Consider the following 22,943-nt stretch of genomic DNA (forward strand, 5'->3'; position numbering starts at 1 on the left):
AAATTTCGCCGGGATTACCAAGAAGGATCGGACGTGCACGCGGTCGCGTGGTGCTTTGACGATCCTGACGCCGAGCCGCCTTGGTCCCGCCCACGACGCGCCGAGCGGTGCCTGTGTGGAGCGCACGGGTGCCATCTAGGCTGGCGCCGAGGTTTGGGTTACTTCGGCGGTCGGTCGCGCGTCGAACACAAACCGAAGAACGCGGACCGACGGGTACGGCATGTCGAACTCCGAGTCGCTCAGCATCAAGCCGATCGTGGTCAGTTCGAGCCTGCGGACCTTGGCCTACGAGGCGTTGAAGACGTTCATCACCAACATGGACATCTACGGGCGCCCCGACGAGGTCCGTCTCGACGAGCGCAAGCTGTCGCAGGATCTGGGCGTCAGCCGGACGCCGGTGCGCGAGGCGCTGACGGTGCTGGAGCAGGAGGGCTTCGTCCGCTCCGAGGCCCGGCGCGGCGTGTTCGTGATCAAGAAGACCAAGAAAGAGATCGTCGGGATGATCCATGCCTGGGCGGCGCTCGAGAGCATGGCCGCCCGGCTCGCCTGCACCCGCGCCTCGGACGCCGAGCTGCGCTCGCTGCGCGAGGCCTTCCCCGAATTCTACGACGGCCGCCCGGCCGAGCACATCGACGAGTACTCCGACGCCAACATCCGCTTCCATCAGAAGATCATCTCGCTCGGGCAATGCGCGATGATCTCGGAGCTGTCGAGCAACCTGCTGATGCACGTGCGCGGCATCCGCAACACCGCCTTGCGCCAGGGCGACCGGGCAGAGAAGTCGATTCGCGAGCACGTCGCCATCATCGACGCGCTGGAGGCGCGCGACGTCGAGCTCGCCGAGCGGCTGGTTCGCGACCACGGCATCGGCCTCGCCGACCACGTCGACGCCTACGGCGCCTATCTCGACTGACCTCAAGGATCGTTCGGAGGCTCCGAGCCGGATCGGTGGAACATATCCGCCGAGCCTGAGCGCATGCGTGATTCGCATATTTGGCATGTGGCGTTTGGTATACCAGAATGCAGCGCAGCATGAGATCTATTGCGTCGCAACACGCAACCGGATCCCGCCATGCTGACCTCGTTCCTCGCCGTCTTCGCCGCCCTCGCCAGCGTGCAGGTGCTGCTCGTCGTGAAGCTTGCCGATTTCCTCACCGACGGCGCCGAGGCGCGCGGCGCCCGCGCGATCGACGCCGACGTCCACGGCGCGACGGTCGCCTGAATCGACGACGGGCGCATCCCGTGCGCCGGCGACCTGCGCACTCTGCCCGCTTACGGACGAGGTGAACGCCGACGCCGAATCGGGCATTAGCGTGGCGTCGCCGAAATATCCGGAAACGGTTCACTCACGAAGTTCGGTTTATCGTCAACGAAGCGTTGACGACGACAACCGAGGATTTCCGGCATTGGCTCAGGGCGCCCAGTTCCCGGCCGCGGAGGACGCCTTCGTCCTCCTGATCACCGATCATGCCGACCTGCGGCGCCCGCTGGCGCGCGGGATCGATCTGGTGATGCCGTGCCGCACGGCGGCCGCCTGGCCGCTCGGCGGCGGACGCCCCGCCCTGGTGGTGCTCGATCTCGCACCGCCGATCGCCGACGCCATCCTCGCCGAGACCCCCTGGATCCCGACGCTGGTGCTGCGCCGCGGCGGCCCGCAGCGTACCTCCTCCTCGCCGATCGTGAGAAGCCTGCCCGCGACGGCCGCGCGCGAGACGATCCTCGCCGGCGTCTTCGCGATGATCGAGGTCGGGGCGAACCGGACGCGGCGTCTCGAGGCGCGCAGCGCGGCCGCCACCGGGATCGTCACGGAGATCTTCGATTCGGCGGCGCTCGGAGCCGGGTTCCAGCAGGCCGAGATCGACCGCGGCACCGACCTCGTCCTCGCGGCGGTGTCCGAGGCCGGGATCGGCGACTGGCTCGCCACCGTCTGGCGGCACGATGCCGGCGTCTACCAGCATACGCTCGGCGTGGCCGGCTACGCTGCGGCGTTCGGCGCGCTGGTCGGCCTGTCGCGTGCCGACCAGCATCGCCTCACCAAGGCCGCGCTGCTGCACGACATCGGCAAGGCGCGCATCCCGGTCGAGATCCTGAACAAGCCCGGCCGCCTGACGCCGGAGGAGATGCGCCTGATGCGGCGGCACCCGGAGATCGGCGCCGGGCTGCTGGTCGCGCAGGGTGGTTTCGAGCCGGAGATCGTCGAGGTGGTGCGCCACCATCACGAGAAGATGGACGGCACCGGTTATCCGGCCGGCCTGCAGGACGGCGCGATCACCGATCTCGTGCGCATCGTCGCGATCTGCGACGTGTTCTCGGCCCTGACCGAGCGCAGGACCTACCGCGATCCGATCGCGGCGCCCGAGGCGCTGGCGACGATGGACAGGATGAAGGGCCATCTCGACGGCGCGCTGATGCGGGCCTTCGCGCCCGTGGCGCTCGGCCGGGCGATGGCCGCCGCCTGATCAGGCCCGCCGGCGCCGCCGGCCGGAATCCCGCCGGGCCGCCATCAGGGCGAAGACGACGCCGAGGCTTCCGACCACCGCGTACAGCGCGACGAACGCCCGCCCGATCCCGTCGGTGCCGAACACCCGGTCGTTCAGGAGGCCGAGCAGCGCCGGCCCTGCGCCCAGAGCCACGAGGGTCACGAAGGCGATGAACACGCCGCTGACCCGGCCCCGCAACGCGACCGGCGTCAGGAACTGGATGCCGGCCAACCCCGGGGGGCTGCAGAAGCCGAGGGCAACGACGAGGGCGGCGAACCCCGCCAGGGACGGCCCGAGGCCCGGCGCCAGAGCCATCGTCGCGGTGGCGGGGAGCGCGAAGAGGAGGCCGAGGCCCAGCATCAGCGGCGCGGCCCGCGGATTGGTGCGCCGGACCCGGTCGAGCACGATCCCGCCGACGACGTGCCCGATCGGTGCGGTGACCAGAACCACGAGACCGAGGACCAGGCCGCTCTCGGCCGGCGTGACGCCGTGGGTGCGCACGTAGAAGGTCGGCGCCCAAGCCGTCAGCGTCTGGCCCATCAGGATCGCGGCGGTCGCCGCCGCGGCATGCGGCAGGTAGGCGCCGCGCCGGCGGATCATCCATCCGACGACGCGCGACCATTTCGGGCGGGCGACCGGCACGACGGGCTGCGAAGGTTCGGCGATGCGCCAGATGAGGGCCAACAGCACGAGGTTCGGCAGGGCCGCCAGCACGAACAGGGCCTGCCAGGGTGCCAGCGTGCCGAACCCGGGGATCGCGATCCCGGCGCGTCCCGAGAGCCAGCCGAGGGTCGCGCCGCCGACGAGGAAGGCGAGACTTCGCCCGAGCGTCCCGCCGGCGGTCAGGAGCGAGATGCCGCGCCCGAGCTGCGCGCGCTCGATCCTGACCGCCAGGAGGGACAGGGCCGCCGGGGTGATCCCCGACTGCCCGAGCCCGAGGAGCACGCGGCTCGCGAACAGCGCGGCGAAGGAACCGGATAGCCCGCAGGCGATCGTCGCGATCGTCCAGGTGAGGAGGGATGCCAGCAGCACCATCCGCCGGTGCCCGCGATCGGCGATCGCGCCGAACCCGGGCAGCGCCCCTGCGTAGAGCAGCGCGAAGGCTGAGCCCTGGAGCAGGCCGATCTCGGCGTCGCTCAGCATCAGGTCGTGCTTGAGCGGCGTGGCGATGACCGTGATCAGGAAGCGGTCGCTGAAGGCGAAGAGCTGCGTCGAGGCCAGGAGCAGCGTCAGCGGCCGGCCCGAACGTCCTCCGCTGCGATCCGCGGTCGGCAAGGGGGCGGGCGAACGGACGGATCTGTGCGGGACGCCCGGATCAGTAGAGTTCACAAAGCCACGCGGCGAGCTGCGACCGGTCTTCGGCGATCCTCGCCCGGGAGGCGCGCGCCCGCTGCAGGTCGGCACGGAACTGGCCCGGCGGTTGCCCGAATGCCGCGTGGAACGCGCGGTTGCAATGACTTTCGCTGCCGAAGCCGCAGGCGAAGGCCAGGGCCGCGATCGAGCGGGTCTCGGTCGGCCGCCTCAGGCAGGCGCGCAGGCTCTCGAGCCGCCGAAGCCGCAGAACGTTCGCGACGCCGCCCTCGCCCGAGAACGAGCGATACAGGATGCTGCGGGAGACGCCGATCCCGCGCGCGATCGTCTCGGCGTCGAGGGCCGGGTCCGACAGGCGCGCGGCGATGAAGGCCTCGGCGCGCTCGCGCCTGAGACGCATCGACTGCTCGTCCATGTCCGCGTCGAGGCCGGCGACGGACCGGTCGCCCAGCGCCCCCGCCAACAGCATCGCGAGCGCACGCCCCGCCCCGGCCGCGGCCTGCGGGTCGATCGCGGCCCCCCTGCGCGCGAGCGAGACCATCAGGTCCGCGAGCAATCCGGCGGATGCTTCCGGAAGCACCGCGCCGTGGAAGGCACGGAACGCACGCAGCGGACCCTCGACCTGATCGCGCGCGAGCGCGATGGTGACGACATGCGCGTGCTCGGCCCGGCTCGATTGCGGTCGCGTCGTATCGAACAGCAGGATCTCGCCCGGCGCGACCCGCCCCTCGTCGCCGGGCACACCGCCCCACAGCGTGCCGGCGAGCAGGAGATGGAGGTTGACGTGATCGAAGCCGTCGCGGCGCACCCGCGTCGCGTCGCGGCTGTGCACCAAGCCGTGCAGGAACCGATCGAACACCACCATGCGCGGGAAGCGATGGGCCTGGAAGCGGGCGTAGAACCGCTCGCCCGCCAAGGCCACGTTGGAGCCGTGGGCATACAGATCGTGATAGGCGCCGAACCCGTCGGGGGCGTCAGGCTCCTGCGCAGCGAAGGTGAAGGATTGCAGCGTCACGGTTCGGCCGGCGATGATGTTCGACGCGCGGGCCGAGTCGATGTTCATTATTCATCGTACGAAGGCAGGTGCAAGGTCCGGCCGAGTCGCGGCAGTGCGGGCACGTCGACCGACCAGCCGCGATTAACTGGGCCGAATACCGGGTTCCGTCGTGATGCGGCGTCCGCATGGAGCGGGGCCGGCCTTCGGAGATGCAGCGGTCTCGTGCCGGGGTGCGTTGGATCGGCGCATCGACGGCCACCGTCTCGGTGCTAGCGTCGTCGCTGCGCGCCGTAGGGCAGCGGCTCCCGGAGGATCGCGATGACCGGCGTGTTCTTTCTGTACTTCACCGCATGCATGGCGAGCGCTCCCGAGACCTGCGAGGCGCGCCGCATGCCGCTCGACGTCGCCACGCCGCGCGCCTGCCAGCACGTCGCGCAACCGCAGCTCGCCCGTTGGGTCGGCGAGCATCCGGAATACCGGATCACCGGCTGGCGCTGCGGGGCTCCGCTGCGCGATCCCGGCACACGGATCTGAGGCTGGGCGTGGCGTCGCGGGCACAGGCGTCCGCTCTTGCGTCGTGCGGGCGGCCGCGCGCCCCGGTTTCGCCGCATCGGCCGGGCCAAGGCGACGGCCCGTCCCGCCAGCGAACCCTTTTCCGATGACCCACCGCGCCAGCCGCCACCGCAACGCCTTCGCCGGCCTGGGCCTCCTCGCCCTCGCGCTCTCCGCCTGCGGGACGCCGACGATCCTCGAGAGTCCGGGCCCGGTGAGCCCCGTGATCCTCGACGAGACCGCTGCCGCCGCCGCGATCTCGCGATACCGGGCGCAGCACGGGCTCGGACCGGTGACGGTCGACGCGGGGCTGGTCACGGCGGCGGCGTTCCAGGCCGGCAACAACGCCCGCACCGGCCAGCTCAGCCACGAGGCCGGCGGCAGCTTCACGTCGCGGATGGCGTCGGCCGGGCTCGGCCGCACCTGGTCGGCCGAGAACCTCAGCGCCGGCTCCGAGACCTTCGATCAGGTGCTGGCCCGCTGGAAGGCCTCGCCCGAGCACAACAAGAACATGCTAATCCCGCAGATCCGCCGGATCGGCATCGCCCGCGTCGACGCGCCCGGCACCCGCTACAAGCGCTTCTGGGCGCTCGTGATGGCCGGCGGCTGAGGCCGGATCACTCGCTCGTGTTCGGCTCGACGACGTTGCCGGTGCCGCCGTCGGCATCGTCGCGGCTGCTGCCGAACGGGTAGCCGGCATCCTGGCCGCAATAGAGCCGCCATCCGCCGCGGGAATTGACGACGATCGCCGTCGACCCGAACAGGCCGCCGCCGCCGGTGAAGACGTTGCCGGTGATCACGTTGTCCGACGGGCTCTGGTGGCGGACTGTGCCGCCCTCCCCGCAATTGCGGTAGAGCCGCACGCCGCCCTGCCCGTGCTGGGCGATGCGGTTTCCGATGATGCGGTTGCGCGCCGAGCCGTCGACGGCGATGGCCTCGCGCCCGATCGCGACGTCGATGGTGTTGTCGGCGATCACGTTGTCCGCGCTCTCTGCGTCGAGGTAGATCGCGTCCGCGCCCGAGCGCCCGTTCAGGGTGGAGCCCTGGAGGGTGAAACGGGTGACCCCGGGGGCGAGGTAGATCGGGATGTGCCCGAGCGCGGTGATCGTCGAATCGCGGATCGCGACCTGCGTCGGCGCGGCGGCCTGTGCCCGCTCGGTATGGCCGAGGCTGTGCGAGGACGCCTTCACCGCGAGCCCCTGGCCGTTGAGGCCCATGCCCCAGACGCGGATGTGGCCGAGGATGCGGCAGTTGCGCAGGGTCACGCCGCTCGGCCGCGACCAGATCCCCCCCGCTCCGGTCGGCGCGCGCGAGCGGATCTCGACCGCGAGCTCCGCGAGCGTCGGCGCCGGCTCGGTCCGGCCGATCGTCGCGCCGCCGCAGTCGATCTCCGTGCCCGAGGCCTCCGCCCCCTCGATCACGACCCGGCGCAGGACGTGGTCGCCGGGGCTCAAGCCGATCGAGCACGCGAGGCTGACGGCCTCGTCGCCGGGGCTCGGAGGCGACAGCAGGCGGGCGCGCGTCGCGGCATCGCAGGGCCGGGCGGATGCAGGTTCGACGAGGGCGGGCGGGGCCGGCGGCAGGCTGACGATCATCGCCGGGAGATGACGGGCGACGACGGCATTTTCAGGATAAGGCCGCGCAGGTCCGAGATGCCGGCCCCGGCGGTTCCGCTCGCGGGCGAAGGGTTCTAGACCTCCGGTGCGCCGAGGTCCGATCCGGCGCTGGAGCCGAAGGTTGGCAGACCCCGTCCCGAGCATGCCGAAGCAGACCGCGAAGCGGACGGTCGTGCGCCTGCGCCGCCGCCGGGTCGCGGGCGGGCGCGGGAGCCTCGGCCGGCCCGGCTCCGACCTGACGCGGCTGCCGGTGGCCCTCGACCCGCGGGGCCTGAGCCTCGTCGAGGGCGTGCGCGCGGCCTTCGCCTTCGCGATCGTGCTGCTGGCCAACGAATGGATTCAGTGGCCGCCGCTCCTGACGATGGCGCTCGCGGCCAACCTCACCTGCTTCTGCGACACCGGCGGCCCGATCCGCATCCGCCTGCGCGTGCTCACCGCCTTCTCGGTGCTCGGCGCCATGATCTGGGGCGTGTTCGGGCTGATCCAGCCCTACGGCCCGCTCGTGGTCGTGCCGGCCGCCTGCGCGGTGATCTTCGCCTGCGCCTACGCCCGCGTCTGGAGCGTGCAGGCCCAGGCCGCGGGCAACGTGCTCGTGGTGGTGCTCTGCATCGCCATGGACCGGCCCTTGAGCCCGCAGGAAGCCGCGATCATCGCCGCGATGTTCCTCGCGGGCGGGCTGTGGGCGACCGTACTGGCGCTGGTGCTGTGGCGGCTGCACCCCTACCGCGCGGCCCATCGCGCCATCGCCGAGGTCTGGCACGCGCTCGCGCGGCTGACCGGCGATCTCGAGAAGCTCGCGGCCGCGCCCGAGACGGTGGCCGCCGCCTTCGACGGCCATGCCCGCGCCCACCGCCGCGGCGTCCGCGCCGGCATCGAATCCGCACGTGCGCTCCTCCTCGACCTCGCGCGCTCCCGCGAGCGCGTCTCCGAGCGCACGGCACAGGCGCTGCTGCGCCTGGAGACGGCCGAGCAGCTGTTCTCCGGCCTGATCGGCATCGCCGAGCTGATCGAGAGCGCACCCGAGCCGCACCGACGCGCCGCCGCCAAGCTGTTCCTGCGGCGCCTGCGCCCGCTGCTGATCGCCATCGCCCGGGCGATCCGCGACGACGTCGACCTCGATCTGCCGCGCCTGGATCCGGCGATCGCCCGCGCCACGGAAGGGCTGGAGGCGACGCCGATCCTCGCGCGCCTGGCCGAGCGCATCATCGAGCGCGTCCGGATCGGGGCCAAGCTCTCGACGCCGGAGGGCTACCGCCCCGGCGGGGCGCTCGCCGACGGCGGCAGCCTCGACTGGCGCACGCGGTTCTTCGGGCCGCTGCGCACCAACTTCACCCTCGCCTCGGCCAACCTCCGCCACGCGGTGCGCGCCAGCGCGGTCTGCGCCCCGGCGCTCGCGGCGACGCTGATCTGGGCCGGCCCGTTCTCGCATTGGCTGGTGATGACCGTGGTCCTCACCATGCAGCCGTTCTACTCGGCGACGTGGCAGCGGGCGCTGGAGCGGATCGGCGGCACCGTGCTCGGCGGCCTCGTCGGCGCGCTGCTGGCGCAGATGGCGACGACGCCGCTGATGCAGATCGCGCTGATCCTGCCGTTGAGCATCGTCGGCTTCGCCGCGCGGCAGGTCAGCTACGGCGTCTTCGTCGCCTGCCTGACCCCGCTGATCGTGCTGCTGATCGAGGTGATCACGCCCGGCCATTCCTCCTGGGAGGTGGTCGGCATGCGTGCGCTGTTCACCATCCTCGGCGGGCTGATCGCCGTGGTCAGCTGCCTGCTGCTGTGGCCGATCTGGGAGCCGGACCAAGTCCGCAAGGAACTGCGCCGCGCGCTCGCGAGCCATGCCGCCTTCGCGGAAGCCGCCTTCGCGGAGACGCCGCTTTCGGAGCGCGAGGCGAAGCTCTCGACCTGTGCCCGGAGCGCCGGCCTCGCGCTCAACGACCTCGAAGCCGCCCTGTCGCGCGCCCTGCAGCAGCCGCGCGCCGGTCACCACCCGGAGGTCGAGGCGGCGATGGTCGCCGACGCCACGCTCCGGCGGATCAGCGCCCGCCTCACCGTGCTCCGCCATGCCGGCGCGCCGGCGGGCGCGGAGGACGGCCCGTGGAAGGCCTGGATCGCGGCGACGCTCGCGGCGCTGGCCGAGCACCGCTATCCGTTGCCGGACCGCCCCGATGAGGCGCGCAGCCCGCAGCTTCAGCGCCTCGTCGCCCAGGTCGACCTGCTCACCGGCACCCTGCGGCCGGGGCAGGTGCGGGAGACGCCGGTGGGCGCGGTCGCGTGACCCGCGCCCGACCGGCTCAGTTCAGCGCCTGCGGCTCGGCCTCCTGCAGGAAGGCTGCGACCTCGCGGAAGAACTGCATGCGGTTCTTCTCCATCATCACCGTATGCGTGCCCTCGCCGAGCTCGACGAAGCGCTTGTAGGGGGCGTTCGTCAGCTGGGTGAAGTATTCCTGCGCCTGGTAGCTCGGCAGGTCGGCGTCCCATTCCGCGTGGATGATCAGGGTCGGGACGCGAATTTCGCCCGGATCGTAGAGCGGCTTTCCCGCCTGCCAGTAGGCCTGCGAGTCGGCGACGACGCCGTTCGGCGCGCGCAGCACCGGCGGCGACGAGCCTGCGCCGGCCGCGTCGGTGGCCCAGGTCGCATCCGCCCATTGCTCGAACCAGCCCGCCGGGATCAGGTCGGTGCGCTTGTCCCCAGCGACGCCCTTGAGCCAGCGGTCCCGGGCGCTGTCGCGGGTGACGGTGCGGTAGGCGCCGAGCGGCCCGGAGGTGCCGAGGTTCGGCGGCGCCTTGGCGATCCATTGCGGCGCGTAGAGCACGAGGCGGTTGACCCGGTCGTTGTGGGTGGTGGTGTAGAGCCCCATGGTCGAGGTGCCCCAGGACCATCCCATCAGGTCGAGTTTTTCGACGCCGCGCCGCTTCAGGATGTAGTCGACGGCGACGCCCACGGCCTTCGCCGCGTCGGCGGTGCGCATGAAGGGCGGGTTGTCCGCGGCCGGCCGGTCCATCTGCTTCGGGCGGCTCGAGAACCCGTAGCCGGGCAGGTCCACGAGGTAGACGTCGAAGCCGAGGCCGGCCAGGTAGTCCATCATCGACAGGCCGGCGAGCGGCAGGTCGAACGCCGTCGAGGCCGGGTAGGTCGCCCCATGGACGTAGAGCAGGATCCGGTCGGCGGCGAAGCGCGCCTGCCCCGCCGGGTGCTTGTTGCGGACGTAGAGCTCGATCCCGTCCTCGCCCGTCGGCACGCGGAACTCCTCGCGCGCGATGGCGGGTGCCGCCGGCTCGCGCGCCAAGGCCGGCGTCGCCGCCAGACCGAGGCCGAGGGCGGCGAGGCCGCGGAAGACGTCCCGGCGCGGCACGGCGCCGAGGTCCGGGTCCGCCGCGTTTCGGCCTTCGGCCGGCGGTTTCTGCTTCGATGGTGCGGGCATCGTTCTCTCCCATGCGGATCTGGCGTCCGATGCAGGAGATGAATCATTCCCGCGGCGCCCAGGCAACGGAGATCGCAGCGCAGCGCGGACGATCATCGGCGATCGTCGCCCGACGATCGGCCATCCCTATCGCGCTCACGGAAAAAACACGCTGCCGCGTCCGCGCGCATCGCGCCGTTTCCCGTATATCGGCGCGGGACATCGAGAGCGGACACGACCTTTGGAAGACGCGTTGATCCGGTGGCTGCAGTCCACCGCACATCTGAGGGCCGACGTCGCGGCCGTGATCGGCACCGTGCTGGCGCTCGGCGTCACCCTGCACGCGCTGCTGCGCAAGCGCCGGGTCAGCGTCGCGGTCGGCTGGATCGGGCTCGCCTGGCTGTCGCCGGTGTTCGGGACGTCCCTGTATCTGCTGTTCGGGATCAACCGGGTCGAGCGCCGCGCGCGCAAGTTCCAGTCGAAGCCCTCCGCGGCGCCCGGCGCGCCGAGCACCGAGGACGCCATCGTCCCCGAGGTGATGTGGCCGCTGGACAGGGCGGTGCGCCGCATCTCCGGCCTGCCGGCGCTTGCCGGCAACACGATCCGCCTGTTCCGCAACGGCGACGCGGCCTATCCGGCGATGCTGGCGGCGATCGGCGCGGCGCGAACCAGCATCGCCCTGTCCAGCTACATCTTCCGCGACGATCCCACCGGACGGACCTTCTGCGCGGCGTTGAAGGAAGCGCAGGACCGCGGCGTCGCGGTGCGGGTGATCATCGACGGCATCGGCGGCGGCTACTTCCGCGCCGCGGCCTTCCGGCGCCTGCGGGCCGCGGGCGTGCCGGCCGCCCTGTTCATGCATTCGGGCCTGCCCTGGCGCATGCCGTTCCTGAACCTGCGCACCCACAAGAAGCTGCTGATCCTCGACGGGCGCGAGGCCTTCACCGGCGGCCTCAACATCTCGCAGCCGAACCGCCTGCGGACGCGCCCGGACCACCCGATCCGCGACACCCATTTCCACGTCGCCGGCCCGGTGGTCGAGCAACTGATGCTGGCCTTCTCGGCTGATTGGGCCTTCGCCGACGGCGGTGCGCTCGAAGGGCCGGACTGGTTCCCCGACCTCCAACCGGTCGGGCAATCGATCGCGCGGGTCGTCGTCTCCGGGCCCGACGCGGACGTCGAGAAGATCGAGTTCGTGATCCTGCAGGCGCTGGCCTGCGCGCGCAGCTCGGTCCGCGTCGTCACCCCCTACTTCCTGCCGGACGAGGTGGTGATGAACGCCCTCATCCTCGCCAGCCAGCGCGGGATCACGGTGGACATCGTCATCCCGCGGATCAGCGACCATCACTTCATCGATTGGGCGACGCGGGCGCACATCGCGCCGCTGCTGCGCAACGGCGTGCGGATCTGGCTCGACGAGCCGCCCTTCGACCATTCCAAGGCGACGGTGGTGGACGGCGCCTGGTGCTTCGTCGGCAGCGCGAACTGGGACATGCGCAGCTTCCGGCTGAACTTCGAGCTCAACGTCGAGATCCACGACGCCGATCTCGCCGCGCAGCTCGAGAGCTTCATCCGCGCCAAGATGGAGACGCCGCTGACCCTGGACGCGATCAACGCGCGGGTCTTGCCCGTCCGTTTGCGCGACGCAGGCGTGCGACTGCTGCTGCCATACCTCTGAAGCGCAGGCGCGGCGCCTCGCCGGGCGGGGCCGGGCTGAGATGGACGACGATCGGGCGGTGGTCTGAGGGCCCGCGCGGCAGCACCGCGTGCTCGCGGCAGACGAGGCCGCGCACCAGGCAGCGGTCGAGGCGCAGCGGCACCATCTCGACCATCGCGTGCGTCGGCCGGCGCGGGCCGACGTCGCGGAATCCCGGCACCAGCGCCGGCCCGACGATGTTGTAGTCGCCGAGGATCGCCGAGCGCTCCGGCAGCATCCCGACGATCCGGCGCAGCTGGCGCCGGTTCAGCATCTGGCCGTGCGACAGGTGCACGTTGGCCACGACGAAATCGCCGAAATCGAGCACCTGGCAGACCCGGTGCACGACCGCGCCGGACGGCAGCTTGACGACCGTCGGCGTCTTCGCCCACGGGGTCGGGCACCACATCGCCAGGCCGTGGATGCGCCCCGGCAGCGGCACCCAGGCATAGGATCCGCCGACGCGGTCGGTGATCCCGGCGATCTCGCGGGTCGCCTCCTGCATCAGCAGCAGGTCCGGCCGTTCCTGCTCGATCAGGGCGACGACGTCCTCGACCGCCGCGCCCGTGCGCCGCAGCAGGTTCCAGCTGACGACCTTGCGCGACACCGCCGCGGCATCCGCCTGGCGGATCGGCGCCGGCGCGACCGAGTCGAGGCCGAGGGACGCCGGGGAAACCTGGATCGTTGCCATGCGGGCCGTTCGTGCTCCTGACGGCGCTCGCCTGACAGCCCCGGGCAGGCGCGAGACCGGGACGGGGTGCGGGGGTATCACGCCCGCGTCCCAACGCGCGACCGATGATCCCGTTGCCCTGTTGACGCAACCACCCTCGACCCTTGAGCCTCGCGGCGCGAGCGCCCAGAATCCATCTCGATCCGTTCGGACCTGCCGCGGGGCAGCGCTCCGGATCCCGAGGACCCAGATCACGGGGACCATGACGCGTTTCACGTTCATCCACGCCGCCGACCTGCATCTCGGCAGCCCGCTCGCCGGGCTCTCGGCGCGGAACGCCGAGATCGCCCAGCGCTTCGCCTCCGCCGGCAGGCGCGCGTTCGAGGACCTGATCGGCCATGCGATCGAGGCGCGCGTCGCGTTCTTGATCGTCGCCGGCGACGTCTACGACGGCGACTGGGCCGACCACTCGATCGGCCTGTTCTTCGCCCGCCAGGTCGCGCGGCTCGACCGGGCCGGCATCCCGGTGGTCTTGGTGCGCGGCAACCACGACGCCGAGAGCGTGATCACCAAGGCGATCACCCTGCCGGACGCGGTGTGCACCTTCTCGACAAAGAAGCCCGAGACCCTTCGCCTCGACCACCTGAAGGTCGCGCTTCACGGGCAGAGCTTTCCCAACCGGGCGGTCGACGAGAACCTGTCGCTGGCCTATCCGGCCGCCGTGCCGGGCTGGTTCAACATCGGCGTGCTGCACACCTCCTGCACCGGGCACGCTCAGCACGCGACCTACGCGCCCTGCTCCGTCGCCGACCTGCGCGCGCGCGGCTACGACTACTGGGCGCTCGGCCACATCCACGAATATGCCGAGCTGTCGCAGGATCCCTGGATCCTGTTCCCGGGCAACCTCCAGGGTCGCAGCATCCGCGAATGCGGCCCCAAGGGCGCCGTCGTGGTGGAGGTCGGCGACGGGCAGGTCACGGCGGTGCGACGCCTGATCGTCGATCATGCGCGCTTCCACAGCCTCACGGTGGCGGTCGACGCGGCCGAGAGCGAGAGCGAGGCGGTGGCCCTGGTCGAGGCGGCTCTGCGCCCGCTGGCGGCGTTGGCCGAGGGCCGCCTGCTCGCGGTCCGCGTGCACCTCACCGGCGTCACCGCCGCCCACGACCGGCTCGCCGCCGACCGCGAGAACCTCACCGCCGAAATCCAGGCCGCCGCCGACCGCGTCCACGAGGACATCTGGCTGGAGAAGCTGAGGATCGACACCGCCCGCCCGAGCAGCGGCCCGCGGGAGAACGTCGTCGACGCCATCGACCCGGCGACGCTCCTCGCCGAGATCGACCACGACCCGGAGTTTCGCGCGCGCGCGACCGCCGCGCTCGCCGAGATCGCCGCCAAGATGCCGGCGGCCGAGGACGGCGACCTCGCCGCCGATCTCGATACCCTCTGCGCCGAGGCCGAAGCGATGATCCTCGGCCGCCTGACCAAGCGCGCATGCTGAGACGCGCGACTTCACCGGACGCTCGCCGAAGCCCGGCGGTGCGGAGACACCCATGCGCCTGCTGAGTCTCGACCTCGAACGCTACGGCCCCTTCACCGGCCGCCGGGTCGACTTCCGCGCCGATGCGCGCCTGCATGTCGTCCTCGGCGCCAACGAGGCGGGAAAATCCTCGGCGCTCGCCGCGGTGACCGACCTGCTCTTCGGCATCGGGACACGGACCGCCTACGCCTTCCTTCATGAGATGCCGCAGCTGCGGATCGGCGCCGAGATCTGCAGCGCCGACGGGCGGACGCTCTGCTTCCGCCGCCGCAAGGGCAACCGCAACACCCTGGTCGACGCCGACGACGCGCCCCTGCCGGAGACCGTGCTCGCGCCCTTCCTCGGCGGCCTGACCCGCGAGGTGTTCTGCCGCGCCTTCGGCCTCGACGCGAACAGCCTGCGCGAGGGTGCCAGGGAGATGCTGCTCGCCGAGGGCGAGCTCGGCGCCAGCCTGTTCGCGGCGGCCTCGGGCCTGCGCGGCTACAGCGACCTTCAGAAGAGCCTCGAGGCCGAGTCCGACCGGATCTACGGGCCGCGCAAGCGCCAGGACCGCAGCTTCTACCAGGCGTTCGACCGCTACGAGGACGCCCGGAAGGCGATCCGCGACACCGGCCTGCGCGCCGGAGACTGGCGCGACCTCAACGACAGCATCGCCACGGCCGGGAAGGCGCTCGACGCGATCAAGGCCGAGCGGATGCGTATCGCGGCCGAGCAGGCGCGCCTCACCCGCCTCCGGCGCGTCGGCCCGCTGCTCGCCGAGATCGATGGGCTCGCAGCGCGGGACGACGCCGAACCGGGGCTGGTCGAGGTTCCCGACGCCTGGGTCGACCGCCTCGGGGAGGCCTGCGCCGCGTTGCGCGCCCGGCAGGCGGACGCCGCGCGCATCGATGCGGCGGCGGACGCGGCCCGGGCGGCCTTCGCCGCCGTCGCCGTCGATGCCGGGCTCGTCGGGCGTGCCGAGGAGATCCTGGAAGGTTTTCGCGGGATCGACCGCTTCGACAAGAACGGGGTCGACCTGCCCCGCATCCAGGGCGAGGCGGACCAGTTCGACGCCGAGCTCGCCCGGCTCGCCGTGCGGGTCGGCCTACCCGACGTGGAGGCGCTGACGCGGCGCCAGCCCTCGGACGCCGTCCGCGCCCGGGTCGAAACCCTGATCCGCGATGGGCAGGAGGACGCCGCCGCCATCGCCCGGCTGGAGCGCGACCTCGCCGCGGCGCGTACCGAGCACGAGGGCCTGCTGCGCGACGTGGCCGAAGGCGGCACGCCGGTCGATCCGACCCCCTTCCGCGAGACGTTACGCCCGCTGGCGGCGATCCGCGGCGTGATCGCCGAGCGCGACGCCCTCGATGCCACGGTGCGGCGGGCCGAGCAGGTGCTGCGCGGGCAGGCGGCCCGTCTGTCGCCACCGGTGGCCGACGTCGCGGCCCTCGCCGCCGCGCCGCTGCCGACGGTCGAGACGGTGGCGCGCTTCCGGGCCTTGATCGACGGCAAGGAGCGCGAGCGCGTGCTGGCGGTCGAGCGCCGCGACGCCGCCCGGCGCCAGGTCGCGACGCGGCGGGGGCGCCTGCGCGAGCGCGAGGCCGGCCGGCCGATCGCGACGCTCTCCGACCTGTCTGCGCTTCGGGCCGAGCGCGACGCCGCCTTCGCGCCGCTCCGCGAAGCCCTGAGCGAGGGGGTCCGGCGAGCGCCGGGGGATATCGCCGCCTACGAGCGCCTGGCGCAGGCCGCAGACCGGCTCGCCGACGATCTCGCCGCCGACGCCGCCCGCGTCGCGGAGCACGCCGCCGACCGGCTGCGCCTCGACGCCGAGCTCGCCGAGGCCGAGGCCGCCGACGCGATCCTGAGGGAGATCGAAGCCGAGGTCGCGGAAGGCCATGCCGCCTGGCTCGACCTGTGGCGCCCCGCCGGCATCGCGCCCTCGACCCCGGCGGAGATGACAGCGTGGCTCGGTGAGGCCGAGACCCTGATCGAGGGCAAGGGCGATCTCGACGAGCGGCACATCGATCGCGCGCTCCGCACCGAGCGGATCGAGGCGGCACGGGCGCCGTTGCTGGATCTTGCCGAAAGGATGGGACTGACCGACCTCGCCGGCCTCGACGTCGGCCTGATCCTCGGCCGCCTGGAAGAGCGCGTTGCGGCGATCGCGTCGCGATGGGAGGCGACCCGCGAGGCGAACGCGCGGATCGGCGCCGCCGCGATCGGCATCGCGCGGTCCACGACGGCGCTCGCCGACGCGAAGGCGAAGCAGGCGGCCTGGCGCAATGCCTGGGACGACGCGGTGCGGGCGATCGGGCTCGACGGCGCGGCCGGGACCGAGATGGCGACGAGCGCCCTCGTCGCCTGGCAGGCGGTGCCGAACGCGCTCGCCGAGCGCGAGAACCGCCGCGCGCGCGTCGCCGGCATCCGCCGCGACATGGAGGCCTACCACGCCGCCGTCACGCCGCTGATCGCGGCGCTCGCCCCCGACCTCGCCCACATCCAGCCGAGCGCCGCGATCCGCAGCCTGCAGACGCGGCTGCAGGAGGCGCAGGCGAGCGAGACCCGCCGGCGCGAGCTCGCGAAGCGGCGCGACGAGGCGGAGCGGGAGGCCGGAGCGGCGATGCGCGCGCGCGACGACGCGCTCGGCCATCTCGCGGGTCTTCTGGCCGACACGGTGCCGGACCTCGGCGCCGACGCGCAGGACGCGGTCGAGGCGCTGCACGGCCGCCTAGTCGCCCGGCGCGCGTTGCGGGCGGAAGCGCTCGCGCGGCGCGTCGAGCTGGCACGCGCCGCAGACGGCGTTCCCGAAGACGCGCTGCGTGCCGACCTCGCCGCCATCGACGCCGATGCGATCGAGGCGCGGCTGCGCAGCCTGGCGATGGAGGACGAGAACCTCGACCAGCGCGGCAAGACGGCCTTCGCCGAGCGCGATCGCAGCGAGCGCCGGCGCGAGGCGCTGGAGGGCGGGACCGGGGCCGAGCTGGCATTGGCGCAGAAAAAGGCGGCCGAGGCCGAGCTTCACGCGAGCGCCCGGCAATGGGCCGTGCTCAAGCTCGCGAGCCTGATGCTCGGCACCGCCATCGCCCGCCAGCGGACGGGGCAGCAGGACCCGTTGCTGACCCGGGCCGGCGCGATCATGGCGGCCCTGACGGGGGGCGGGTTCTCCGGCCTCGCGCAGGATTACGACGAGGCCGACAAGGCGCTGATCGTTGCCCGCCGCGCCGGTGGCGAGACCGTCCACGTCCAGGGCCTCAGCGAGGGCACCCGCGACCAGCTCTACCTCGCGCTGCGGCTGGCCTACCTGGAGGACTACGCCGGCAAGTCCGAGCCGGCGCCCTTCATCGGCGACGACCTGTTCTCGACCTTCGACGACGCGCGGACCGGCCACGGCCTCGAAGCGCTCGCTGCGATCGGCGGCACCGTGCAGCCGATCCTGTTCACCCACCACCGCCACGTCGCCGAGCTCGCGCAGGCGCGTCTCGGCTCGGCGGTGGACATCATCCCGCTCTAGAGCAATTCCCGTGATCCCTGGATCACGGGAATTGCTCTATCTTATTGTGAGATCGCGTTTCCTTCACGCGAGCCGGGATCCACTTCGCATGAAAATGCTCTAGCCGATCCGTAGCGCGTTTCGAGGTGGGCGAGGTAGGCCTCGGTTCCGAGCGGGCGGCCGGTCGCCTGCTCGAGCAGCGCATCGGTGGGCAGGCGGCTGCCTTGCTCGTGGACGTGGCGGCGCAGCCAGCCGCGCAGCGGCGCGAAATCGCCCGCGGCGAGGCCCGGCATGATCCCCGGCTCGTCGCGCTTGGCCGCGGTGAAGAGCTGGGCGGCGGCCATCGCGCCGAGCGTGTAGGTCGGGAAGTAGCCCCAGGCGCCGCTCGGCCAGTGGATGTCCTGCAGACAGCCGAGGCGGTCGTTCGGAACTTCGAGCCCGAGCAGGTTGCGCATGCCGTCATTGAACGCGCCCGGCAGGTCGGCCACTGCGAGGTCGCCGGCGATGAGGGCCGATTCGAGGTCGTAGCGGAGCAGGACGTGCGCCGGGTAGGTCGCCTCGTCGGCGTCGACACGGATGAAGCCGGGCTCGACCCGGGTGTGCAGGCGGTGAAGGTTCTCGGGCGTGAAGGCGGCCCCGTCGCGCCCGAATTCCGTACGGACCAGGGGCGCCAGGAACGCGAAGAATTCGCGGCTGCGGCAGGCCTGCATCTCGACGATGAGCGATTGGCTCTCGTGCAGGCTCATGCCGCGGGCCTTGCCGACCGGCTGGTTGCGCCACGCGGCCGGGCGGCCCTGCTCATAGAGCGCGTGGCCGGTCTCGTGCAGCACCCCCATCAGCGCACGCCCGAAATCGGCGGCGTCGTAGCGCGTGGTGATCCGCACGTCGTCGGTGGCGCCCCCGCAGAACGGGTGCAGACTGATGTCGAGGCGCCCGCGCGCGAAGTCGAAGCCGAGCGCACGCATCAAGGCCAGCCCGATCCGCCGCTGCGCCTCAACCGGGAACGGGCCGTCGAGCGGCAGCGGCGCGGGCTCGCGCGCCTGCCGCTCGCGTGCCTCGGCCACCAGCCCGGGAAGCCGGGTGCGCAGGTCGGCGAAGAGCGGATCGATAGTCGCGCGCCGCATGCCCGGATCGTACTCGTCGAGCAGCGCGTCGTAGGTGCCGAGCCCGAGGGCCGCCCCCTTGATCGCCCCGATCTCGCGCTGGAGTCGCAGCACCTCGGCCAAGTGCGGCAGCAGCATCCTGAAATCCGACTGCGCGCGGGCCTCGCGCCAGACCATCTCCGCCTTCGAGATCGCCCGCGAGCTCGCCTCGACGAGGTCGCCCGGCACCGCCGCGGCATGGGCGTGGAGGCGGCGCATCTCGGCGAGGTTCGCAGCCCGCCACGGGTCGAGGGCGGTCTCGTCGGCAGCCGACAGCGCGTCGGCGGTTTCGGGCGCCGTCAGGATCTCGTGGGCGATGCCGCGCAGGACCGCGAGCTGGTCGGCGCGGCCGTCGGCGGCACCGTCCGGCATCAGGGTCTGCGAGTCCCAGCCGAGGATGCCGGCGGCGGCGCCGATCGCGTCGAGGCGGGCGAAGCGGCGTTCGAGGCTGGAATAGACGTTCACGATGCGAAGGCCCCGCGGTGACGATCCGGCTGCGAACGGCCGGGATGGGTGCTCTCGTCATAGGCGGCCGTCGGCGCTGCGAACACCCCGACCGGGGCCGAAGACGCTCGCGAGCCCATATCGGCGAGCCCGACCGCGCCTTCCTAGCCGAAAACCCCATATGGTCGCGATGCGCCGCAGGCGTCGCCGACACCGGAGCCGTTTCGTGGATCGCCGCGCCTTCGTCGCCGCAGCCCTGGCCTGCACTGGCCTCGTCGGAGGATCGGCGGCAAGCACCGCGCCCGAACCCGCGGCGATCCCGGACGGTCGCCCGGTGCGGATCGCCATGCTGCTGTTTCCGGGCATGACGGCGCTCGACGTCGTCGGGCCGCAGGAGATCCTCGCGGGCCTCGCACCGGGAAACCTGCATCTCGTCGCACGGGCGGCAGGTCCCGTGGCGAGCGACACCGGGCTCGCCCTCCTCGCCACCGCCGACTTCGAGACCTGCCCGCGCGACCTCGACGTGCTGTTCGTTCCCGGCGGGGACGGCACGCCCGACCAGATGCGCGACGCTGCGACCCTCGCCTTCCTGCGCGATCGCGCCGACCGGGCCGCCTGGGTCGCCAGCGTCTGCACCGGGTCGCTGATCCTCGGAGCAGCGGGATTGCTCTCGGGGTACCGCGCGACCTCGCACTGGTGCGTGCGCGACGCCGTGCTGCCGCTGCTCGGCGCGGTGCCGGTCGACGAACGCGTGGTGTTCGATCGCGACCGCGCCACCGCGGCCGGCATCTCGGCCGGGCTCGATTTCGCCCTGGCGCTCGCGGCCAAGCTCCGCGGCGAGGCCTATGCCCGCACCAGCCAGCTCGTGGCGGAATACGCGCCGCGCCCGCCCTTCGATGCCGGAAGCCCGTCCGCGGCCGGCCCCGCGATCACCCGCGCGGCGGACGCGATCCTGGCGCCGCTCGTCGCGGGCGCACTGGCTGCGAGCCGCGACCGGTGAACCGTACCGCAGCGCACGCCTCCGTGAACGGGCGCGCCGGAACGGCAACCACGGGTAAGCATTCTGGCAAGTGAAGCCGTCGCGAGGCGACGGCCGCCATCCTGGACCACTACGCCGGACCTGCCATGATCCTCGGAATGCTCGTCTCGGCCGTCATCGCGGCGCTCGGCCTGCTCGTGGCGCTCGGCCGGATCGGCCATCCGATCGACGGGCAGGTGCTCACCAATTTCGGCTGGAGCGGCGTGATCATCGGCGTCGCGCTGTTCGGCTTCTTCGCCTACCTGATGCGCGGGCGCCGACGCCCGGTGGCGTGAGCCGTGACGGTGTCAGGCGATGCGGATCAGCGGCTCGCGACGCAGCGCCGGCGTCGCGCCGACCTCGACGCGCTGGCGCTCGCGGGCAATGTAGGCCGTCGGCATGATCGCCTGCATGTCCGCCTCGACCGCGCGCAGGGTCGCGTCGGAGTGGCATGGATGCAGGTGGATGATCGCCAGCGCCTTCACGCCGGCGGCCTGCGCCAGCTCGACGCCCTTCTGCCAGGTCGAGTGGCCCCAGCCGCGGCAGGTCGGGTATTCGCAGTCGGTGAACATGCCGTCGTAGACGATCAGGTCGGCATCCTCGACGAAGCGCATCAGGGCGGCGTCCGGCCAGGGATCGGTGTGCTCAATGTCGCTGATGATGCAGAGCCGTTTCCCGTCATGCTCGAACCGATAGCCGACAGAGCCCTGGGGATGGTTGAGCAGGATCGTGTCGACGGTCGCGCCGTCGGAGAAGGTCAGGGTCTCGCCGGCGCGGAAGCCGTGATGCTTGAGCGTGCAGGGCAGGACGTCGAGTGTAACCGGGAAGAGCGGCGGCGCGTATAACCGACCGAGCGTGTCCTCGGCCGACTGCCCGTCGAGGTTCCCGCACCAGGTGTGGACGGTCCGCTCGGGATCGAACACCGCCGGTTTGAAGAACGGCAGTCCGCCGGTGTGGTCGAGATGGAGATGGCTGAAGAGAAGATCGACGTCCCTCGGCAGGTCCTGCCGGTTGTGCTGGCCGCACGCGTAGAGGCCGGAGCCGGCATCGACGACGAACAGGCGCTCGCCGCAGCGCACCTCCATGCACGGGGTGTTGCCGCCGAACTCGGCGTATTCCGGGCCGCTCACCGGCGTCGAACCACGCACGCCCCAGAAGCGCAACGTGAGACCGCCGTCCGATACTGGACTTCTCGACATCGTCATCACGGGTCGTTTTCGTTCGGATGGTCCGATCGCCTTCGATCTGGAACCGTTCTCCGCTTCGCCGTCAATGCGACCGAGGCGGTGGGCGGACGGTGGTTTTCTCATCGCCGCTCTCTGACAGGGGTTGAGATGGGTGGCCGCCGCACGCTGCGATGTGCGAGCCCGCACATGGGATAAGTCCCATCCACGCCTCGCGTTTCGGAGATCACGGGCGTTCGGCGAGGGCGAGCGGACCGGTCGAAGCCCGAACGGGCACCGTCGGATCGCTGGCGCCGGCCGCCCGGACGAGCCGCGGAAGCCGGTCCCGGTAGCGGGAATCGAGGCCGTCGAAGCGATCGGCCTCGCGCTCGTAGGACGGCACGAAGCCGGCCATATGGGTCGGGGACAGGGGCGAGCCCGGCGCCGCCCAGGCGGCCCAGGTCACCTCGGGCACCGGTGGCGCGCGCCGACGGGCGGGGATGACGATCGTCTCCAACCCGGCATAGGCCAGCGCCTCGGGGCGGCTGACCTCGCCGAGCGACGTGCCCTTGGCGGCGAGCGCCGCCCAGAAAGCGTGTTGGCCGCCGTCGGAATAGCTGGTGCGGATCGCGGCCGCCCCATCGTCGACGAAGGCGGCGATGCGGGCCTCCTCCGCCGCCCGGCGGGTGACGACGGCGGCTTCCTTGGCCGGGTCCTTCGACGGCGCGAAGACGTAGCGGCCGCCCTCGACGCCGACCTGCAGCTCGTCGCCGGTCGCCTCGAACCGGTCCGCGCCCGCCTTGAGCTCGCGCCAGAACCCGATGTTCGGATCGGTGCGATAGCGCGCCATGTTCTCCGCGGTCATCCGGAACGGATAGGCCTGGAACTGGAACGCCGCCTGCCCGCCCTTCAGCGCGTCGCGGGCGATCGCGTAGATCTCGCCGACGGTGTGGTCCATCATCGCGAAGCAGCCCATCGACGAGCACACGCCGTGCACCATCACCGCCGAGCCGGTGCCGCCATGCGCCCGGTCGTAGGCGTTCGGGTAGCCGACGTCGAAGGACAGGTAGTAGTGCGAGTTCGGGTTCATCTGGCGCTGCGGCACCATGTAGAAGCCCTCCGGCGTCTGCCGGTCGCCGTTCTTGCGCTTGGGACCGAGCTGGCCGGACCACCGGCAGATCGGGAAGGTCTTGAGGTAGACGAAGCGGCCGCCGGCGGCCTTCTTCCACACCTCGATCTCGGAATCCTTCTTGTAGGCCCGGAACAGCACCGGCGCCTGCGGGCTCGTACCCTTGGCCGCCATCAGCGCGAGGGTGGCGGCGGGGATCGGCGCCTCGGCCTTGGCGTTCTGCGCCGACGCGTCGCCCGCGAACAGCAGGGCGAGCACGACGGCGAAGCCGGTCGGGACCAGACCTTTCAGACGGTGGGCGGGAGGCATCGCGGGGCC

The 22,943-nt window shown here is 72.1% G+C and carries 19 protein-coding genes; 11 read left to right on the forward strand and 8 right to left on the reverse strand.

The genetic code is table 11. From position 1 onward, the window contains the following. Positions 1 to 220: 220 nt before the first annotated feature. The 3 genes from FV227_RS06905 to FV227_RS06910 all read left to right on the forward strand — a co-directional run bounded on the left by FV227_RS06905 (position 221) and on the right by FV227_RS06910 (position 2,459). On the forward strand, positions 221 to 913 hold the full coding sequence (locus tag FV227_RS06905) for a GntR family transcriptional regulator (protein ID WP_147726394.1): 693 nt from the start codon (positions 221 to 223) through the stop codon (positions 911 to 913). A gap of 159 nt (positions 914 to 1,072) precedes the next feature. Next, positions 1,073 to 1,222 (forward strand): hypothetical protein, encoded by a 150-nt coding sequence (locus tag FV227_RS28875; protein WP_187274712.1) that lies wholly within the window; start codon positions 1,073 to 1,075, stop codon positions 1,220 to 1,222. 184 nt (positions 1,223 to 1,406) lie between these two features. Further along, positions 1,407 to 2,459, forward strand: a complete 1,053-nt coding sequence (locus FV227_RS06910; protein WP_246686441.1) for an HD domain-containing phosphohydrolase — start codon at positions 1,407 to 1,409, stop codon at positions 2,457 to 2,459. On the opposite strand, the gene FV227_RS06915 is transcribed toward FV227_RS06910, so the two are convergent. Together FV227_RS06915 and FV227_RS06920 are read right to left on the reverse strand one after the other, a co-directional pair. Further along, complete coding sequence (locus tag FV227_RS06915; RefSeq protein WP_147726395.1) at positions 2,460 to 3,755, reverse strand: MFS transporter; 1,296 nt, start codon at positions 3,753 to 3,755, stop codon at positions 2,460 to 2,462. It abuts the gene before it with no gap. 40 nt (positions 3,756 to 3,795) lie between these two features. Next, positions 3,796 to 4,854 carry a helix-turn-helix domain-containing protein gene (locus FV227_RS06920; RefSeq protein WP_147858619.1) on the reverse strand — a complete coding sequence of 353 codons (1,059 nt, stop codon included), beginning with the start codon at positions 4,852 to 4,854 and terminating at the stop codon, positions 3,796 to 3,798. A gap of 252 nt (positions 4,855 to 5,106) precedes the next feature. Here FV227_RS06920 and FV227_RS06925 point away from each other — a divergent pair, with 252 nt between their 5' ends. Together FV227_RS06925 and FV227_RS06930 are read left to right on the forward strand one after the other, a co-directional pair. Further along, positions 5,107 to 5,322 carry a hypothetical protein gene (locus tag FV227_RS06925; RefSeq protein ID WP_147726397.1) on the forward strand — a complete coding sequence of 72 codons (216 nt, stop codon included), beginning with the start codon at positions 5,107 to 5,109 and terminating at the stop codon, positions 5,320 to 5,322. A gap of 124 nt (positions 5,323 to 5,446) precedes the next feature. After that, positions 5,447 to 5,950: a CAP domain-containing protein gene (locus FV227_RS06930; RefSeq protein ID WP_147726398.1), complete on the forward strand. Its 504-nt coding sequence runs from the start codon at positions 5,447 to 5,449 to the stop codon at positions 5,948 to 5,950. 7 nt (positions 5,951 to 5,957) lie between these two features. Here the strand turns inward: FV227_RS06930 and FV227_RS06935 are convergent, their stop codons facing one another. Further along, on the reverse strand, positions 5,958 to 6,935 hold the full coding sequence (locus tag FV227_RS06935; protein WP_187274713.1) for a right-handed parallel beta-helix repeat-containing protein: 978 nt from the start codon (positions 6,933 to 6,935) through the stop codon (positions 5,958 to 5,960). Positions 6,936 to 7,098: 163 nt separating this feature from the next. Here FV227_RS06935 and FV227_RS06940 point away from each other — a divergent pair, with 163 nt between their 5' ends. Then, positions 7,099 to 9,231 carry an FUSC family protein gene (locus tag FV227_RS06940; protein WP_147858628.1) on the forward strand — a complete coding sequence of 711 codons (2,133 nt, stop codon included), beginning with the start codon at positions 7,099 to 7,101 and terminating at the stop codon, positions 9,229 to 9,231. A 16-nt stretch (positions 9,232 to 9,247) separates the two neighbouring features. On the opposite strand, the gene FV227_RS06945 is transcribed toward FV227_RS06940, so the two are convergent. Beyond that, positions 9,248 to 10,378, reverse strand: a complete 1,131-nt coding sequence (locus tag FV227_RS06945) for an alpha/beta fold hydrolase (protein WP_147858621.1) — start codon at positions 10,376 to 10,378, stop codon at positions 9,248 to 9,250. A 220-nt stretch (positions 10,379 to 10,598) separates the two neighbouring features. Between FV227_RS06945 and FV227_RS06950 the strand changes: the two genes are divergently transcribed. Further along, positions 10,599 to 12,035: a phospholipase D-like domain-containing protein gene (locus FV227_RS06950; RefSeq protein ID WP_147858622.1), complete on the forward strand. Its 1,437-nt coding sequence runs from the start codon at positions 10,599 to 10,601 to the stop codon at positions 12,033 to 12,035. Here FV227_RS06950 and FV227_RS06955 read toward each other — a convergent pair. Further along, the gene (locus tag FV227_RS06955) at positions 11,968 to 12,744 is read right to left on the reverse strand and encodes an endonuclease/exonuclease/phosphatase family protein (RefSeq protein WP_147858623.1); all 777 of its coding nucleotides are present in this window, start codon (positions 12,742 to 12,744) and stop codon (positions 11,968 to 11,970) included. The genes FV227_RS06950 and FV227_RS06955 overlap by 68 nt on opposite strands. Positions 12,745 to 12,985: 241 nt before the next feature. Here FV227_RS06955 and FV227_RS06960 point away from each other — a divergent pair, with 241 nt between their 5' ends. Both FV227_RS06960 and FV227_RS06965 read left to right on the forward strand, forming a co-directional pair. Beyond that, positions 12,986 to 14,221 carry a DNA repair exonuclease gene (locus FV227_RS06960; RefSeq protein WP_147858624.1) on the forward strand — a complete coding sequence of 412 codons (1,236 nt, stop codon included), beginning with the start codon at positions 12,986 to 12,988 and terminating at the stop codon, positions 14,219 to 14,221. A gap of 52 nt (positions 14,222 to 14,273) precedes the next feature. Beyond that, positions 14,274 to 17,750, forward strand: a complete 3,477-nt coding sequence (locus FV227_RS06965) for a YhaN family protein (protein WP_147858625.1) — start codon at positions 14,274 to 14,276, stop codon at positions 17,748 to 17,750. A 41-nt stretch (positions 17,751 to 17,791) separates the two neighbouring features. Here the strand turns inward: FV227_RS06965 and FV227_RS06970 are convergent, their stop codons facing one another. After that, positions 17,792 to 19,336 carry a carboxypeptidase M32 gene (locus tag FV227_RS06970; RefSeq protein ID WP_147858626.1) on the reverse strand — a complete coding sequence of 515 codons (1,545 nt, stop codon included), beginning with the start codon at positions 19,334 to 19,336 and terminating at the stop codon, positions 17,792 to 17,794. 325 nt (positions 19,337 to 19,661) lie between these two features. Here FV227_RS06970 and FV227_RS06975 point away from each other — a divergent pair, with 325 nt between their 5' ends. Together FV227_RS06975 and FV227_RS06980 are read left to right on the forward strand one after the other, a co-directional pair. Further along, entirely contained in the window at positions 19,662 to 20,315 is a 654-nt protein-coding gene (locus FV227_RS06975) for a DJ-1/PfpI family protein (protein ID WP_147728893.1), read from the forward strand. Between the two features lie 125 nt (positions 20,316 to 20,440). Then, positions 20,441 to 20,629: a hypothetical protein gene (locus tag FV227_RS06980; protein WP_147728892.1), complete on the forward strand. Its 189-nt coding sequence runs from the start codon at positions 20,441 to 20,443 to the stop codon at positions 20,627 to 20,629. A 12-nt stretch (positions 20,630 to 20,641) separates the two neighbouring features. Here FV227_RS06980 and FV227_RS06985 read toward each other — a convergent pair whose 3' ends face one another. Together FV227_RS06985 and FV227_RS06990 are read right to left on the reverse strand one after the other, a co-directional pair. Then, positions 20,642 to 21,538, reverse strand: a complete 897-nt coding sequence (locus FV227_RS06985) for an MBL fold metallo-hydrolase (protein WP_147728894.1) — start codon at positions 21,536 to 21,538, stop codon at positions 20,642 to 20,644. 205 nt (positions 21,539 to 21,743) lie between these two features. Next, entirely contained in the window at positions 21,744 to 22,934 is a 1,191-nt protein-coding gene (locus FV227_RS06990; protein ID WP_147858629.1) for a murein L,D-transpeptidase family protein, read from the reverse strand. Positions 22,935 to 22,943 lie beyond the last annotated feature (9 nt).

Origin of the sequence: Methylobacterium sp. WL119, from assembly GCF_008039875.1 — a bacterium.
GTDB lineage: Bacteria > Pseudomonadota > Alphaproteobacteria > Rhizobiales > Beijerinckiaceae > Methylobacterium.

Coding starts and splice junctions, on each gene's coding strand:
- FV227_RS06930 (WP_147726398.1), top strand. CDS start 5,447: ATGACCCACCGCGCCAGCCGCCACCGCAACGCCTTCGCCGGCCTGGGC.
- FV227_RS06940 (WP_147858628.1), top strand. CDS start 7,099: ATGCCGAAGCAGACCGCGAAGCGGACGGTCGTGCGCCTGCGCCGCCGC.
- FV227_RS06935 (WP_187274713.1), bottom strand. CDS start 6,935: ATGATCGTCAGCCTGCCGCCGGCCCCGCCCGCCCTCGTCGAACCTGCA.
- FV227_RS06955 (WP_147858623.1), bottom strand. CDS start 12,744: ATGGCAACGATCCAGGTTTCCCCGGCGTCCCTCGGCCTCGACTCGGTC.
- FV227_RS06945 (WP_147858621.1), bottom strand. CDS start 10,378: ATGCCCGCACCATCGAAGCAGAAACCGCCGGCCGAAGGCCGAAACGCG.
- FV227_RS06905 (WP_147726394.1), top strand. CDS start 221: ATGTCGAACTCCGAGTCGCTCAGCATCAAGCCGATCGTGGTCAGTTCG.
- FV227_RS06965 (WP_147858625.1), top strand. CDS start 14,274: ATGCGCCTGCTGAGTCTCGACCTCGAACGCTACGGCCCCTTCACCGGC.
- FV227_RS06985 (WP_147728894.1), bottom strand. CDS start 21,538: ATGACGATGTCGAGAAGTCCAGTATCGGACGGCGGTCTCACGTTGCGC.
- FV227_RS06925 (WP_147726397.1), top strand. CDS start 5,107: ATGACCGGCGTGTTCTTTCTGTACTTCACCGCATGCATGGCGAGCGCT.
- FV227_RS06920 (WP_147858619.1), bottom strand. CDS start 4,854: ATGAACATCGACTCGGCCCGCGCGTCGAACATCATCGCCGGCCGAACC.
- FV227_RS06980 (WP_147728892.1), top strand. CDS start 20,441: ATGATCCTCGGAATGCTCGTCTCGGCCGTCATCGCGGCGCTCGGCCTG.
- FV227_RS06990 (WP_147858629.1), bottom strand. CDS start 22,934: ATGCCTCCCGCCCACCGTCTGAAAGGTCTGGTCCCGACCGGCTTCGCC.
- FV227_RS06975 (WP_147728893.1), top strand. CDS start 19,662: ATGCTGCTGTTTCCGGGCATGACGGCGCTCGACGTCGTCGGGCCGCAG.
- FV227_RS06960 (WP_147858624.1), top strand. CDS start 12,986: ATGACGCGTTTCACGTTCATCCACGCCGCCGACCTGCATCTCGGCAGC.
- FV227_RS28875 (WP_187274712.1), top strand. CDS start 1,073: ATGCTGACCTCGTTCCTCGCCGTCTTCGCCGCCCTCGCCAGCGTGCAG.